Here is a 12,329-nt window from a genome sequence, read left to right as displayed (position 1 = left end):
GAGAGCACGGCATAAGCCGTCAAACCACTGCGCAGGGAAGGCCGTGTGTTGGGCCACACCTGTATGCTGCTGTGCGGTCTTTTTGCGCTACATATTCGCGCAGCAGACCGCGGGTGCCAGGTCCGCACCCGGTCTTCCCTGCGCCCTCTTGGACAAGAGGGTGGCGAGATCAAGCAAAGCTCGGGCGGTTTGCGTCGCGAGGCTGCGAAGGCGTGTCTGCATCTACCCACTCGCTGTCATCGCGTGCGAAGGCAGGCGATCCAATATTCCAGAGTCGGTTGTGATCGAGCCCAGAAGTCGCGGCGTACTGGATTCCCCGTTTTCGCAGGGAATGACGGTGTCATTTCGAGAACCTTATTGTCGCCTCACACTCCGTCATTGCGAGCGTAGCGAAGCAATCAAGTATCCCACCGCCGAAAGATTCCGGATTGCCCCGTTACATCAAGCCTGGGTCGGCCTTCGGCCGGTGCTAAACTCGCAATGACGTGGAGAGTGCCTCAGTGACCGCGCTTGCGCTCGTCGCCCGCCGCCACCTCCGGCGCCATCGCGGCCCATGCACTGGACGCGAACTGCCGCCGCCAGGTCACCACGACCACGGCGGCTGTGGTCACGAACAGCACCCAGGGGCTGACGAACCAGCCGAGATAGCCGAGTGCGAAGAAGAAGGCGCGTTGGCCGCGGTTGAAATGGCGGCCGGCGGACTCGAACACGCGCGAGGTACGGATGACATGCGCCTCGGCCTCCGGCGTGTCGCGCAGGGAGGAGGGCGGCATGCCTCCAAACAGGATCGCGACATAGTTGAACAAGCGATAGGCCCAGGCAAATTTGAAGAAGGCATAGACGCAGATCAGCACGAGGCCGACGCATTTCAGCTCCCACAGCGCCGGCGAGGGGCTGAGGTCGATCGGCAGCTTGCCCAGAATGGTGATGGCGTCGTTGGTGGCGTGCAGCAGCGCCAGTGCGCCGCCGAGCGCGAACAGGCTGGTCGAGGCAAAGAAGGCGGTGCCGTTCTGGAGCGAGGCCATGATCTGCATGTCCACCATGCGCGTCTCGCGGTCGAGCAGGCGGCGGACCCAGACCTCGCGATACCTGTTCATCCGCGCCGAGAGACTATCGCGGCCATAGGCCGAGTGCTCGAGCGTGGCGGCATAGGCCAGCCATTCGATGATGAAGAAGCCGACGGCGGTGATGTCGACCCAATGCCTGCTCATGTCCGTCTCCTTGCGAGCAGCCACGATTGCCACGCACGGCTGATAGCGGCAACGATTGATTGGCGGCAGGTGATGGCGTTAAAAGCAGCGCATCCAGAAGATCTGCGGAAGGACCCGTGACATGGCAGCGCTCAAGCTCGCGATCGGCAACAAGAACTACTCGTCATGGTCGATGCGGCCCTGGCTCGCGCTCCGCGCCAACGATATCCCGTTCGTGGAGACCATGATCCCGCTCTACACCGACAATCCCGCGGACAAGGAGCAGATCCTGTCGTTCAGCCGCGCCGGCAAGGTGCCCGTGCTGGTCGACGGCGATATCACGGTGTGGGATTCGCTGGCCATCATCGAGTACATCGCCGAGCGCTATCCGGAGAAGAAGCTGTGGCCAGATGACGTCGCCGCCCGCGCGCTGGCTCGTTCGGTCTGCGCCGAGATGCATTCGGGCTTCATGGCCCTGCGCAATGAGTGCGGCATGAACCTGCATCGCCCGGTGGGTCCCGTGACGCTGTCGGCGGACGCCAGGGCCAATATCGCGCGCGTGCAGGAGATCTGGCGCACCTGCCGGACCCGCTACGGCGCCGGTGGGCCGTTCCTGTTCGGCCGCTTCGGTGCAGCGGATGCGATGTATGCTCCTGTCGTGCACCGTTTCCGCACCTATGCGATCGAGGTCACGCCGGAGACCAAGGCCTATATGGACACGATGATGGCGATGCCGGCGTTCCAGGAATGGACCCGCGACGGCCTTGCCGAAACGCTTGTCATCGAAAGGTTCGAGAACGTGTGAGCGAGACCCGTTTGCGCGGCTTGACGGCATGCCGAACGGCGGCGCTCAATGAGCGGGACCAAGGGAGAGGACGGCTATGGGATTTCTGGACTCAGTGGAGAACAACCCCGCACTGCGCAGTGCGCTCGGTCAGCTCGGCGCCGCCGTCCTGCCGGCGGTCCTGAGCGAGGTGCTGGGCAGCAACAATCAGGGCGGCCTCGGTGCAATCGTCGCCAAGCTCCAGCAGGCGGGTTTCGGGGACCAGGTGAAGTCCTGGCTCGGGAACGGCCAGAACCTGCCGATCTCGGCCGACCAGCTGCGCGCCGTGCTGGGCAACGACACGGTCCGCCAGCTCGCTGCCCGCTACAACATCCCGGTCGATCAGCTTGGGGAGATCCTGGCCCAGGAGCTGCCCAAGGCCGTGGATCAAGCGAGCCCGGACGGCCATCTGCGCCACGGCGCCTGAACAGGACGGTTCCAGCGGTATCACGGGGTGCCTGGTTCACCATCTATCATCCTGAAAACGCTGCCGGATTGTTGCGTTTGCCATGCCTGCATACCGCTGGCCAAAACGCCACATCGCATGCTATAGGTCGGCCCGGGTTTCAGCCGGTCCGTCGCAGTGGGACCTGGGCACGGCCGGCGCTGTTTGAGTGATGGAGATGGGCGTTGAAGCATAAATTCCCCGTGGGAACGCGCGTATTGTTCACTGCCAGCAACGTCGCGCGTCCGGCTGCGAGTGGCTCATACGAGGTCATTCGCCTGCTGCCGACGGAAGGCGACGACTGCCAGTACCGGATCAAAAGCTCGACCGAAGCCTTCGAGCGGGTCGCCAAGGAAAGCCAGCTCGCGCTCTCGTAATGCGCTGACGTATCACGCACTGATATTGCGGACGAATTTCCTCGCCCGCCGTCAAAAGGCCCGCTTCGCCTCGGCAAGGTGGGCCCTGGGGCAGTTGCCGGTTCGCGGTGCTCGCTTGACCATCAGCTCTTTGCTCGCGTGAGGGGACGTCGCGCATGAACTGGGCATGGGCCTCGTCGCTCGATGAAATCTGGCGCTCGCCGGCCTTTCCGATGTGGATGACGCTGGCCGCTGCCGGCTTCTTCGGATTGATCCTGTTGATTACGCTCGTGCACGCCGAGAGATCGGTCGCCAACGGTGCGCTGACCGTCATCACGCTTCTCTCGATCGGCATCGCCGTGGCTGCGACGATGCGCATCTACGGGCCGGTGGGGTTCGAAACCTCGACTGCGGAAACCCGCACCCAAGCCACGGTGACCCCGCCGCTGCCGGCACTGGCCTGCCTCGATGATCTTGCCGGTGATGCCGTAGCCATCGGCTGCGAGAAGGCGCTGTTCGGCGCGCCGGATGCGGCGGCTGCGGCCGTCGCCTACACTGCCGCGCGGATCGACCGGCTGACCGCGCTCGGCGACGCTGCGTCCGCCGAGAAGGGCCTGACGCTCGAGATGAGGGTGCTGCGCAAGGCGCTGGAGCGTGATCGCTATGGTCTCGTCGCCCAGGTGCTGGTTGCGCGCGACGGCTGCACCCGATTCGAATGCGCCGCGTTCCGTTCGCTGACGGATCAGCAGCAGGTCGCTGCCAACATGGATAGTCATCTCTACGATCAGCTGGTCGGGCGCTATGCGCCGACCTGGAATACGCCCGCGGCAATGCCGGGAGCGCTGCCGCCCAATCCTCTCGCCGTGCTGCCGCCATCGATGCCGACGGGCAAGCCGACCAATGCCGAGTTCCCGAGCGCCGCGTCGACCCCGCCCGTGAGCATCATGAATCCGGAGCCGCCCACGGCGGCTACGCGCCAGGCACCCACCGCCAATGCAGCGCCACGGGCACCGGCTACGGCTCAGGCTGTGCCGCCTGCGGCTCCGGCTGCGAAGAAGCCGCCCGCCCCGAGGGCTGCGCGCGCAGCACCCGCCGCGCCAGTTCCGCTGGCGCCGCCCCCGCCATCGGCTCCCGCAGCTGCGGATAAAGACTAGTTCGGCTTTGAAAAACCGTGGCCGGCCCGCTAATGCTGGGCCCATGCCACTCCATCTGATCAAGCTTGCCGTCGGCTGCGACTCCGTCAAGGAATTGAAGGAGTGGATCGCCGAGCGGATGCAGACGGCCAAGAAAAAGGGCCTCCCGCAACACCACATCCACATCACCCGCATGGTGCCCAAGCGCGACACCGAAATTCTTTCGGGCGGATCGCTCTATTGGGTCATCAAGGGTGAGATCGCCGCCCGTGAAAAGATCATCGGCATCGAGCCGTTCCGCGACAAGGACGGCATCGGTCGCTGCCGAATCGTGATGCAGCCGAAGGTGATCTCGGTGTCGCCGCGGCCGATGCGCCCGTTCCAGGGCTGGCGCTATCTCACCGACGATTCCGTGCCGCCCGATCTCGGCAAGTCCGCCGCAGGCACCATCGCGGCGATGCCGGAGCCGATGCGGCGCGAGTTGCGCGATCTCGGACTGCTCTAGACTGCGATATTGTCGATCAGCCGGGTGCTGCCGAGCTTGGCTGCCACCAGGATCCGCAGCGGCCCGTCCTTGCGCGAGGTGACGGGCGCCAGCGTTTCGGCATGCCGGGCCTCGAAATAGTCGAGCGCCAGGCCGGCCGCCTTGATGATCTCGGCGCCGCGCGCCATCGCGCTTGCGATGGCTTCGCCGGCCCGGATCCGGCGAGCGCTGTCCTTCATGGCGCGGTACAGGGTGGTGGCAGTCTGGCGCTCCTCGGCCGAGAGGTAGACGTTGCGTGAGGACATCGCGAGCCCGTCGCGCTCGCGCACGGTGCGGGAGCCGATCACCTTGACGCCGAGATCGAGATCGCGCGCCATCTGCGTCACCACGCGAAGCTGCTGGAAGTCCTTCTCGCCGAAGATCGCGATATCCGGCCGGCATTGCGTGAACAGCTTGCCCACCACGGTTGCGACGCCGCCGAAGAAGTGCGGCCGGAAGCGGTCCTCGAGGCCGGCCAGCGCCGGCCCCTCCGGGACGATACGCGTCGCAAAGCCTGCCGGATACATCGCCTCGACGCCGGGATGCCAGACGATGTCGACGTCCTCTGTCGCGAGCTTGGCGATGTCGGACTTCCAGGTCCGCGGGTAGGCGCCGAAATCCTCTGATGGTGCGAACTGGGTCGGATTGACGAAGATCGAGACCACGACGCGACTCGCGCGCCGCTTGGCAAGGCGCACCAGCGACACATGGCCGTCATGGAGTGCCCCCATGGTCGGAACCAGCGCGATCGTGGCCTTTCGCTTACGAAGATTGTCGATGGCGCGTCGCAGGGCAGGCACCGTGCGGGCGATCAAGGGGCTTGGTGACATCAGGACTCGGCAAGGTTGGGAGCGGGGGCGGTCGGCTAACCTTAACAAGCGGCGGTCGTGGACGCCATGCATCGACATCAGGCACAGAATCATCAGCAGCGAGCATGTCGCGCCGTTGTGGGCAGGATTACAGACGCGACATCGCGACACGATTCATAATGATGACCAGCTCCCTCCGATTTCGTCATCCTGTCACGCATTTCACTTGACCGAAGACGCGGTCAACTCGAAGATATTGTTCAGGGGTGTTGAGGATCGCCATGCTTGTGCAGGCCAGCCAAAGCCAATCCGGCTCGGCGCACGTCGTTGTGCTCGGCAACGAAAAGGGCGGCTCCGGCAAATCAACCACCGCCCTTCACATCGCGGTTGCACTCCTGAAGGCCGGCCAGCGCGTCGCCACCATCGATCTCGACTGCCGACAGCAAAGCTTCACCCGCTACATCAACAATCGCTCCGCCTGGGCGCGCCGCACCAAGCTCGACCTCGAACTGCCGGCACATCGCTGTATCAAGCTCGGCGAGACGATGCAGATCGCGGAGAACGAGAATTCCGAGTTCCAGCAGTTCATGGAGGCGGTCTCGGCGGTCGAGAGCTGCTTCGACTTCATCGTCATCGATACCCCGGGCACAGACAGTTATCTGATGCGGCTGGCGCATTCGATGGCCGACACGCTGGTTACGCCGATCAATGACAGCTTCCTCGATTTCGACGTGCTCGGCACGGTCGATCCCGCCAACTACGCCGTGACGGGCGAGAGCCATTACGCGGAGATGGTGCGCGACGTCAGGCGCAAGCGCCGCCAGCTCGACGGCTCGACCACCGACTGGATCGTGGTGCGCAACCGCCTGTCGATGCTCGGCTCCCGCAACAAGCAACTCGTGGCCGATGGGCTGAAGGATCTGTCGCTCCGGCTTGGCTTCCGCTACGTCGACGGATTCGCCGAACGCGTCGTCTATCGCGAGTTTTTCCCGCGCGGCCTGACGGCCCTCGACGAGATCGACGAGACAACGCTGGGGATGCGCCCCAATCTCGGCCACCTTACTGCACGCGAAGAGGTGACAAGCCTGCTTCGCCAACTCAAGCTGCCGCTCGACGAGCGCGGCCGACGGCGTGCGGCAAATCGCGCCGAATGGTTCAGTCAGGTGGATAAACCGCTCGAGGTCCACGACATCATCGGAGCCTAGGGGGTACGGCGCTACTCCCTGATGATCGTGATAAGTGGGTTCCCGCGGGAACCCGGCGCACCCAAAATCGTTTTCACTCCGCATTCACCGAGAAATTGAACCCGATCGTGACAGGTTGCGTCGGATGGTCGTACGCATCCGGACAGTGGTTGCCCAGCAAACGTGTGCGCCGCACAATGAAAGGGCTGCCGGTTCACAATATTTAGCCTTCCTGTCACGCGCCTGTGACATATATTAGGGAATAGGCGCGAAGGGGCCGAAGAGCTCCTGGAACAACACGAATTCAACAGGGATTGGGTCGCAAGACCTGAGGCTGAGGACGAAAATGAAGCGTGGAATTGCCGTTCTGGTTTCCGTCGGAGCCCTCTGCGGTATCGCCTATTTCACGGCGAGCAAGTGGGCCATCAAGCACGAGACCGTCACCTTCTATGACGCTTCGCGCGACAATCGTCCCGTGCCTGTCGACATCGCGGTCCGCCGCGACAAGGAAATGCAGGCCAATGCCGGCATGATCACCCTGCCGGTCGCCGTGATCAACCACGGCAATACCGTCAAGAACACCGAGTACGGCTTCCTGGCCAACGTTTTCGCGGCCCGCGGCTATCTCGTGGTCAGCCCGCAGCATGATCTTCCGACCGATCCACCGATGGTGACCAAGCCCGGCGAGCTCTATGTCGGCCGCCTGCCGCAGATCCTGCGCGGTGTCGCCAACATCCATCTGGCGATGCAGGAAATGCGGAAGGTTCAGCCCAACGCCGACTACGCAAAGGTGACGATGGTCGGCCATTCCATGGGCGGCGACATCACGATGTATTTCGCCAAGCAGTATCCGGATGAGGTCAAGAAGGTCGTGACCTTGGATAACCTGCGCGTGCCGTTCGTAACCGCCGGCAAGTTCAAGATCCTGTCGTTCCGTTCTCATGATCCGCAGTTCAAGACCGATCCGGGCGTGATCCCGACCGAGGAGGAGTGTGAGAAGGCCGGTATTCAGGTCGTGAAGACGGACTTCCAGCACAACGACATGCGCGACACCGGCCCGGATGACGCCAAGAACTCGATCCAGGGCATGCTCGATAAATTCCTGAGCGACACCGACAGCGCCATCGCGCCGGTCGATACCCATTCGGCTCCGCCCAAGGTCCTGGAGCCCGGTCCGGTCGCCCTGATGGCGCCTGCCAAAAGTTGATCTGAAGAAGAGCTGACCCAAAGCGCTGATCCATTCGGCCATAGTCGGGAAACAAGTTTCAAGCCTCCGCCGGCTGCCGCCCGCGGGGGCTTTGCACATTGACCGGGCAGGGCATGCAATCCACATTGGTTGGCGTGAGACCAAGTGTGACCTCAAAATGCCTGGCGATTCCATCAAACCGCGTAATAGTGATGCAGTGTCGGCGACGGCCGAAGGTGACGCCGCATTGCCGCAGGCAAAGACGTCGAGTTCGGAGGACGTCGCTGCCTTCGTTGCCAAGGCGCGTGCACTGTCGCCGCATGCACCCGGCGCGAAGGGTCGCTTGATCTTCGCGCTGGATGCGACGATGAGCCGGCAGCCGACCTGGGACATGGCCTGTGCCCTTCAGGCCGACATGTTTCGCGAGGCAGCGGCGCTCGGAAGTCTCGATATCAGGCTTGTCTATTATCGCGGCTACAACGAATGCCGTGCCACGGGGTGGATCTCCGACAGTGCCAGGCTTGCGAAGCTAATGAGCAAGATCGATTGCCGCGGCGGCGACACCCAGATCGGCCGAGTGCTGACCGACGCGCGGCGCGAGGCGGTCGCATCGGGCGTACGTGCCGTGGTCTTCGTCGGCGACGCCATGGAGGAAAAGGTCGACACGCTCTGCGCCAAGGCCGGCGAGCTCGGCATGTTGAAAGTGCCGGTATTCCTGTTCCAGGAAGGCCATGATGCGAGCGCCGAGCAGACGTTTCGGGAGATCGCGCGTCTGACCGGCGGAGCCTGGTGCCGGTTCGACCCGGGCGCGGCGGCGCAGTTGCGCGATCTGTTGCGGGCTGCGGCGGCCTACGCTGCCGGAGGCCGCGAGGCGCTGCTGAGGCTGGCGAAGACGGCAAGCGGCGCGGCGCAGCTGATTGGACAGATGAAGTAGCAGCTCAAGCCGACGCAAACCTCGGCGGAGGCGGACGCCATGCATTTTGCCGGAAGGGCAGCTATATTCCCGCCATGACTCTGATCGCTGGCGTTGTCGCCGTTATCACACTCTATCTGTTGCTCCAGATGTTCCGCGCCGCCAATCCTGCGGTGCTGGCGCGCGCCATCAAGGTTGGCGGCGGCGTGGTCGCACTCGCAGTGGCCGCCTTCATCGGCTTGAGGGGCGAACTGGCAGTGGCGATTCCGCTCGGAATATTCGGCGCCGGGCTGCTCGGCTGGACGCCGCTGGCCAATGCTGGCTTCGGTAATATCGGCGGTATATTCGGCGGTGGCGCGACACGTTCGTCCGGCCAGAGCTCGCGCGTGCGCTCGCAATTCCTGGACATGCGGCTCGATCACGAGTCCGGCCAGCTCTCGGGCCAGGTCGTCGCCGGGCCGCACGCCGGGCGCAGTCTCGACGAATTCGATCTTGCAGGCCTGCTGGCGATGGTCCCGGCGTTCGACGCGGAGAGCGTGGCCTTACTTGAAAGCTATCTGGACCGCCGGTTTCCCGCTTGGCGTCAGAACGCGCAGGGCGATGCGGCAGGGGGGCAGCGCCGCGCGGCGGCGAGCGGCAAAATGACGACGGAGGAAGCCTATCAGATCCTTGGCTTGCAGCCGGGAGCGGGGCGCGACGACATCAGCCGGGCGCACAAGTCCCTCATGAAGAAACTGCATCCCGACCAGGGGGGCTCGACGTACCTCGCTGCCCGGGTAAACGAGGCCAAGGATACTCTGCTTCGTACGCATAACGGCTAACTCCGCACCACGCCACAAACGCCCGTACCGCGTGAGCTCCGCTTGGCTCTGTTTGCCGTCGCCCCGATGCCCGCCATTCTCGGCGTGGTCGATTCCTTGAGCAAAGTTTTAACCGTAAATTCTTGACGAGAGGTTGTCGCGAAACAGCTTCCGACGGCACCGCATCCTCAAAACAAAAAATGCCCGCGCAAGGCGCGAGCATTTTGTTGGGAACGGGCGGAGAGATCAGTTGCGGACGGTCATGCAGGAGATATCGGCGCGCTTCAGCGTCCGGCACACCGCTTCGGCTTGGTCTCGCTCGAGCCCGGCGAAGCGGGCGCGGTAGAGCTTGCGGTTATCCCTGGCGACGACAGGCTCGGTGAACGGATCGGCCTTGCTGAGCAGGCCGTGGGCTGAGCTGCGAGCCGCTTCAATGCGATGCTGCGCTTCGCTCTCGCTCTCGAGCGCGCCAACCTGAACGATCCAGCCGCTATGGGTGACAGCCGGTTTGTTGGTGGCGCTCATCTGGATCGGTTGCGGGGCCGGATCGGCGGAGGCCAGCTTGGCGACCGGGGCCGGCGACGATGCAGCGGCGGTGGCCGCCGGCAGCACGCCGAGGATGCCGTTGCCGGTGCCGAAGCCCGCCGGCTGTTGCGGCAATTCGGTCCGGGCAACCTCGGCCCTGGCCGGCTCCGGCTTGTTGATGATGTCGGCCCTTGCAACGACAGCGCCGGACGTCTCCGCGACGTCGGGACGGAGCGAAATCGTATTGGTGACTTGCGGCGCAACCTGCGTCGGGGCGGCGGATGCCACCTTCACCGCACCAGCCTTGACCTGAACAGTCTTGACCCGAACCGGCTTCATCGGCTCGGACGAACCCGGTATCAGGGAGAGTGGCTGGCTGGTGATAACGCCGTTGGTGAGCGGCGCAGGCTCAATCTTGGATTCCGTGGGCTTGGCGTCAGGCTTGGGTTGCACCGGCGGCATCGCGGCGGTCGCAGCGGCAAGCGTCGCCAGACGCGAGGGACGCGGCGCGGCTGGCTCCGGGGCAGGGGCAGCTGCGACCTGAACAGGCGGAACGGGACGGGCCGGGGTCTCCGAAGCATCGGCCACGTCGGCACTGGCATCAGCGCTGTTGCGCTCGGTCACCGCGGCAACAGTGTGGGTGGTCGCGCCCTTGTCGAGGTTCTCCGCCAGCAGGTTGCGCATGATGGCATCGCGCGAGCCGCCGCTGCGGCCGCCCAGCACCACGCCGATCAGATGGCGATTGCCGCGGCGTATCGAGGTGACGAGATTGAATCCGGAGGCGCGGGTGTAGCCGGTCTTGATGCCGTCCACACCCTCGACGCTGCCGAGCAGGTGATTGTGGTTGCGGATCTGCTCGCCCCGCCAGGTGAACGAGGTGGTCGAGAAATAGCGATAGTAGCGCGGGAAGCGCTCCTGGATGGCGCGGCCGAGCGTCGCCTGGTCGCGCGCCGTGGTGACCTGCTCGTCGTTGGGAAGGCCGTTGGCGTTGCGATAGACCGTCTTGGACATACCGAGCTGGTGCGCCTTGCGCGTCATCATCGCAGCGAAATCGTCCTCGTCACCTGCGATCGCTTCCGCGATCACCACGGCCGCATCGTTGGCAGAACGGGTGACGAGACCCTTGATCGCGTCCTCGACGCGGATGGTCTGGCCGGCACGCAGATTGAGCTTGGTCGGATCCTGGTCGGCGGCATGCTGGGACACCGGCATCTCGGTATCGAGCTTCATCTTGCCGGACTCGAGGCGCTCGAACAGCAGATAGAGCGTCATGATCTTGGTGAGCGAGGCGGGATGGCGCAGCCCATCGGGACTGGTCGCCTGCAGCACCGCACCGGAATTGCCGTCGACGATGATCGACGCGAATTGCGGGCTGTAGCTCTCGGAGACGTCGCGGTGCACCCGGTGATGCGCGTAGTGGCGCCGGTAGCGCCGTGCCTCGGCCGCATCGGTCGTAACAATGACGGCTGTGGCGACCGTGAGAAGCCCGAAAACGCCAACCCGCGCCAAGCGCGAGGAAGACCAAGTGTTACGAAGCATGGAACCCCGTCCCCGTTTGTGACTTGATCACCGGCTCGTGAGGCGAAATTGTGCCCTGCGGACCCGGGATCATTACCTGCTCAGGCTGTCCCTCCGCTGGTGCTCACTGCGGGGGACGTTGGACCTGAGCCGCTATTCTGGCTAAGGTGATGTTCTCAAACGGTTTTTGACCGTCTGCGGATGTGAACACGTCCAGGGAATCAGGGTAGGGGGCCGCGGTTTCCAAAAGCTTAAGGAACCCTTGCGGGAAAGCCCGGGAATCTCCGTAACTTGCATCGATTTTTGTGCGACGCACAAGATTCTTGACTTTTTTGTGCGTTGCACTAATTGTGGGCACAGTCAGGGAGCCGGGGCTTCCGGACGCGAGCCAGGGAAAAGGATTCCAAGATGTTCAAGGTTGAAGACTTTCAGAACTACGGGAAAGAGCATTTCGAGAGCTGCGTTGCTTCCGCGACCTCGGTGCAGCACGGCCTCCAGGCCATCGCCAGCGCCTATGGCGACTACACCAAGAAGTCGTTCGAAGACACCAAGTCCTTCGTCGAGAAGCTCTCCGGCGTGAAGTCGCTGGACAAGGCGCTGGAAGCGCAGACCGATTTCGCCCGTTCCGCCTACGAGACCTTCGTCGCGGAATCGCAGAAGATCGCCGGCCTCTACAGCGACCTCGCCAAGCAGGCGTTCAAGCCGGTCGAGACGGTCGTGTCGAAGTTCACCCCGGCCGCCCAGTAACTTCCTGAACTCCTGGAATCGAAAAAGCCCGGCTGGTTCAGCCGGGCTCAGACTGTTGACAAACCCCGTCGATTTTTCGGCGGGGTTTTTGTTTGTGTGCCGAGTATGAACGACAGCTTGGAGGTGGAAGTCCTCTATCCAGCCTGATGGTGGCGAAGGATTAGCCAAGCGCAAGGG

The 12,329-nt window shown here is 63.8% G+C and carries 13 protein-coding genes; 10 read left to right on the top strand and 3 right to left on the bottom strand.

What is annotated here, in order from left to right; genetic code table 11:
* Nucleotides 1-497: 497 nt before the first annotated feature.
* Nucleotides 498-1,211 carry a DUF599 domain-containing protein gene (locus XH88_RS25955; RefSeq protein ID WP_271671088.1) on the bottom strand — a complete coding sequence of 238 codons (714 nt, stop codon included), beginning with the start codon at nucleotides 1,209-1,211 and terminating at the stop codon, nucleotides 498-500.
* Nucleotides 1,212-1,332: 121 nt separating this feature from the next.
* Between XH88_RS25955 and XH88_RS25950 the strand changes: the two genes are divergently transcribed.
* From XH88_RS25950 to XH88_RS25930, 5 genes are all read left to right on the top strand, one after another.
* Complete coding sequence (locus tag XH88_RS25950; RefSeq protein WP_271671087.1) at nucleotides 1,333-1,995, top strand: glutathione S-transferase family protein; 663 nt, start codon at nucleotides 1,333-1,335, stop codon at nucleotides 1,993-1,995.
* A gap of 76 nt (nucleotides 1,996-2,071) precedes the next feature.
* Nucleotides 2,072-2,440, top strand: coding sequence for a YidB family protein (locus tag XH88_RS25945; RefSeq protein ID WP_271671086.1), 369 nt, complete (start codon nucleotides 2,072-2,074; stop codon nucleotides 2,438-2,440).
* Nucleotides 2,441-2,643: 203 nt separating this feature from the next.
* Entirely contained in the window at nucleotides 2,644-2,835 is a 192-nt protein-coding gene (locus XH88_RS25940; protein WP_026312695.1) for a hypothetical protein, read from the top strand.
* A 155-nt stretch (nucleotides 2,836-2,990) separates the two neighbouring features.
* Nucleotides 2,991-3,968 (top strand): hypothetical protein, encoded by a 978-nt coding sequence (locus XH88_RS25935; protein WP_271671085.1) that lies wholly within the window; start codon nucleotides 2,991-2,993, stop codon nucleotides 3,966-3,968.
* A gap of 43 nt (nucleotides 3,969-4,011) precedes the next feature.
* Complete coding sequence (locus XH88_RS25930; RefSeq protein ID WP_271671084.1) at nucleotides 4,012-4,452, top strand: DUF1489 family protein; 441 nt, start codon at nucleotides 4,012-4,014, stop codon at nucleotides 4,450-4,452.
* Here the strand turns inward: XH88_RS25930 and panC are convergent.
* Nucleotides 4,449-5,300: a pantoate--beta-alanine ligase gene (gene panC / locus XH88_RS25925; protein ID WP_271671083.1), complete on the bottom strand. Its 852-nt coding sequence runs from the start codon at nucleotides 5,298-5,300 to the stop codon at nucleotides 4,449-4,451. The genes XH88_RS25930 and panC overlap by 4 nt on opposite strands.
* Before the next feature lie 260 nt (nucleotides 5,301-5,560).
* Between panC and XH88_RS25920 the strand changes: the two genes are divergently transcribed.
* The 4 genes from XH88_RS25920 to XH88_RS25905 all read left to right on the top strand — a co-directional run bounded on the left by XH88_RS25920 (nucleotide 5,561) and on the right by XH88_RS25905 (nucleotide 9,383).
* Nucleotides 5,561-6,484: a division plane positioning ATPase MipZ gene (locus XH88_RS25920; protein ID WP_271671082.1), complete on the top strand. Its 924-nt coding sequence runs from the start codon at nucleotides 5,561-5,563 to the stop codon at nucleotides 6,482-6,484.
* Nucleotides 6,485-6,809: 325 nt separating this feature from the next.
* Nucleotides 6,810-7,670: an alpha/beta fold hydrolase gene (locus XH88_RS25915; protein WP_271671081.1), complete on the top strand. Its 861-nt coding sequence runs from the start codon at nucleotides 6,810-6,812 to the stop codon at nucleotides 7,668-7,670.
* A gap of 157 nt (nucleotides 7,671-7,827) precedes the next feature.
* Nucleotides 7,828-8,583 carry a VWA domain-containing protein gene (locus XH88_RS25910; protein ID WP_271671080.1) on the top strand — a complete coding sequence of 252 codons (756 nt, stop codon included), beginning with the start codon at nucleotides 7,828-7,830 and terminating at the stop codon, nucleotides 8,581-8,583.
* A gap of 74 nt (nucleotides 8,584-8,657) precedes the next feature.
* Nucleotides 8,658-9,383 (top strand): DnaJ domain-containing protein, encoded by a 726-nt coding sequence (locus tag XH88_RS25905; protein WP_271671079.1) that lies wholly within the window; start codon nucleotides 8,658-8,660, stop codon nucleotides 9,381-9,383.
* A gap of 225 nt (nucleotides 9,384-9,608) precedes the next feature.
* On the opposite strand, the gene XH88_RS25900 is transcribed toward XH88_RS25905, so the two are convergent.
* On the bottom strand, nucleotides 9,609-11,426 hold the full coding sequence (locus tag XH88_RS25900) for a D-alanyl-D-alanine carboxypeptidase (protein ID WP_271671078.1): 1,818 nt from the start codon (nucleotides 11,424-11,426) through the stop codon (nucleotides 9,609-9,611).
* Between the two features lie 387 nt (nucleotides 11,427-11,813).
* Between XH88_RS25900 and XH88_RS25895 the strand changes: the two genes are divergently transcribed.
* Complete coding sequence (locus tag XH88_RS25895; protein WP_128966708.1) at nucleotides 11,814-12,152, top strand: phasin family protein; 339 nt, start codon at nucleotides 11,814-11,816, stop codon at nucleotides 12,150-12,152.
* The last annotated feature ends 177 nt before the right edge of the window (nucleotides 12,153-12,329 follow it).

The sequence above is a fragment of the Bradyrhizobium sp. CCBAU 51627 genome (genome assembly GCF_028128765.1).
Lineage (GTDB): Bacteria > Pseudomonadota > Alphaproteobacteria > Rhizobiales > Xanthobacteraceae > Bradyrhizobium.
The sequence above is the reverse complement of the archived record's forward strand: the minus strand, read 5'-3'. Positions and strand labels throughout refer to the sequence as shown.

Bases quoted from the DNA above. Each gene is read 5' to 3' on its own strand.
- XH88_RS25905 (WP_271671079.1), top strand. From the start codon at position 8,658: ATGACTCTGATCGCTGGCGTTGTCGCCGTTATCACACTCTATCTGTTG.
- XH88_RS25900 (WP_271671078.1), bottom strand. From the start codon at position 11,426: ATGCTTCGTAACACTTGGTCTTCCTCGCGCTTGGCGCGGGTTGGCGTT.
- XH88_RS25945 (WP_271671086.1), top strand. From the start codon at position 2,072: ATGGGATTTCTGGACTCAGTGGAGAACAACCCCGCACTGCGCAGTGCG.
- XH88_RS25950 (WP_271671087.1), top strand. From the start codon at position 1,333: ATGGCAGCGCTCAAGCTCGCGATCGGCAACAAGAACTACTCGTCATGG.
- XH88_RS25920 (WP_271671082.1), top strand. From the start codon at position 5,561: ATGCTTGTGCAGGCCAGCCAAAGCCAATCCGGCTCGGCGCACGTCGTT.
- XH88_RS25910 (WP_271671080.1), top strand. From the start codon at position 7,828: ATGCCTGGCGATTCCATCAAACCGCGTAATAGTGATGCAGTGTCGGCG.
- XH88_RS25915 (WP_271671081.1), top strand. From the start codon at position 6,810: ATGAAGCGTGGAATTGCCGTTCTGGTTTCCGTCGGAGCCCTCTGCGGT.
- XH88_RS25930 (WP_271671084.1), top strand. From the start codon at position 4,012: ATGCCACTCCATCTGATCAAGCTTGCCGTCGGCTGCGACTCCGTCAAG.
- XH88_RS25895 (WP_128966708.1), top strand. From the start codon at position 11,814: ATGTTCAAGGTTGAAGACTTTCAGAACTACGGGAAAGAGCATTTCGAG.
- panC (WP_271671083.1), bottom strand. From the start codon at position 5,300: ATGTCACCAAGCCCCTTGATCGCCCGCACGGTGCCTGCCCTGCGACGC.
- XH88_RS25955 (WP_271671088.1), bottom strand. From the start codon at position 1,211: ATGAGCAGGCATTGGGTCGACATCACCGCCGTCGGCTTCTTCATCATC.
- XH88_RS25935 (WP_271671085.1), top strand. From the start codon at position 2,991: ATGAACTGGGCATGGGCCTCGTCGCTCGATGAAATCTGGCGCTCGCCG.